Origin of the sequence: Lacinutrix sp. C3R15 (assembly GCF_018860825.1) — a bacterium.
In the GTDB taxonomy this organism is placed as follows: Bacteria; Bacteroidota; Bacteroidia; order Flavobacteriales; family Flavobacteriaceae; genus Oceanihabitans.
On record NZ_JAHKPZ010000020.1, the window covers coordinates 1 to 2,002 of the forward strand.

The following is a 2,002-nucleotide window of genomic DNA, read 5'->3' on the forward strand; positions in this document are numbered from 1 at the left end:
AGTTTTTAACCGAATTCCTTAATTAACTCAATCCTATTTGCGAATTTATTGCTTGCCAAAACTATTTGCTTATTTGGAAAAAAGAATGGCAAAAAACCACTGTAAGTCTCGAACGAAAAAAGCTACATTTGGTAACAATGTATATATAAAATTGCTATATTGTGCTTAACCAAAGATTGTTGCGTATTTGCATGCTTCTGATTTTCCTTCGGAAAATCCTCGCGCGCAAACAACGCAACTTTCCATATACGAGAACGTTGGGCACAATTTAACCAAACATCAATGCACACGACAGAACAGGTTTTTAAAAATGGAATTGAGGAACATTTAGATTCTATTTTAAATGTGCTCGGATATAATAAAAGTGATGAATGGAAGGGGTTTGTAAAATACACATCCAAAAACAATTATCTGACTTTTGGTTTTGATTGGAATAGAAGTTACGAGTTTTCTTGTTCTCTTGGCTTTAACCAAAATTCTGAATTTGAATTTCCAATAAATACGGTTTTAGCCAAACTTGGAAAAAATCATACCAAATCTGAATTAGAATTTGGAACGGAACTGCCTGATAGGATTTTGGAATGGATTATAGACTTACAAAAGGATTTTCAACATTTCAATTTAGCCGAAATAAATTATAATAGTAAAATTATAGAGGAATTAGAACGTGAATTAACAATAGAAGCGGAAGAATATAATCGTAGTCTTCAATTTAATCAGCTCAAGAGTATTATCGACAAAGCTTGGGAGGAAAATAAATATGAACTATTTATCGAAAAAATCGAAAACTCGTTATCTGACTTTCCAAAATCCTATGCTCAAAAATTGTCGATTGCAAAAAAACGAGTGGAATAAAAACTGTGCCCAACAACGTGTAAAAATAATTGCTTGTGACTTGCCTACTTGGAAATTCCTGCGGAATTTCCAATGGTTCGGTTCATTTTTAGTAAGTTAGTTGCTTAAAAACGCAACTATCCTTACACGAACACGTTGCCACCAATTAGAGAAATGACGAAACAAGAAATTTACGAAAAAGCAAATAGTGTCATTGGAATTGGAGGAATGACAGGAAATGAACGTCTTTCTGCGAGTGGATTAATGAAGTTGTTTGATAAAGCGAAAAAACACGATAAGTATTTAGCCAGAACAATATTGCAAGCATTAAAATTTGATGAACTTTCAATAAGCCGAATTATTGGCTATTCAATAGATGCTTTGAAATATCCAAATGCTTGGGATTTTCCGAATCAAAACTCAAACGGAATTGAAAATGGAAATTACGCAACTTTGGAATACTCAAACCTAAACGAAATTGGAATGGGAGCACCTTTGAGTGGAATATGCAAACTCAAAACGAATGAATCAAAAGTAATTTTAATTAGCGAGAAATGTGGCGGACCTGCAATCTGGACAAGAAATGGACAGAAAACTGCAATTCCGATTTGGGATAAATCATTTTTTGGTGGAACATTTCAAAGAATTGGACTTTTAGATTTGGAAAAACAAACGCTGACTAAATACAAGAAAAAATTTCGAGTTTTGGATTTAAGGTCATTTAGCGGAGATTTAATTATAGGATTTGACAGTCCAATTCACAGAATGAAAAAAGTTGAATTTGATTATAAAAACGAACCGATTGAAACAGTTGTCGGAATAAAATAACTGGTGGCAACACCGTATAAACTTTATTGCTGGTTTTAGCTCACTTGGGAAATTTCTTCGGAATTTCGCCGTTCGTGTTTTATTTAGTAAATTCACTGCTTAACCAACGCAACAAAGCTTATACAACAACGTTATAAAAAATAGCTTGAAAATTGTAACTTTCAATAAACTGTTTTTTTTAAAACATAAATCATCGGATTTTTTTCTTACTCAAATCGCAATAAAATAATCACATATTCTGATCACTCAATTCTCGAACTGAATTGTTCACGCAACAAGTAACCCTAAAAAACTTTTCAGATTAATAGGAACATAATAAGTTATTTACGAAATTCAGTTC

General features: G+C 32.4%; 2 protein-coding genes. Both read left to right on the top strand.

All coding sequences use genetic code 11. From position 1 onward, the window contains the following. Positions 1 to 282 precede the first annotated feature (282 nt). A complete protein-coding gene (locus KO494_RS07805; RefSeq protein WP_215967047.1) occupies positions 283 to 855 on the top strand; it encodes a hypothetical protein in 573 nt (190 codons plus the stop codon). Positions 856 to 1,008: 153 nt separating this feature from the next. After that, positions 1,009 to 1,662, top strand: a complete 654-nt coding sequence (locus KO494_RS07810; RefSeq protein ID WP_215967048.1) for a hypothetical protein — start codon at positions 1,009 to 1,011, stop codon at positions 1,660 to 1,662. Positions 1,663 to 2,002 lie beyond the last annotated feature (340 nt).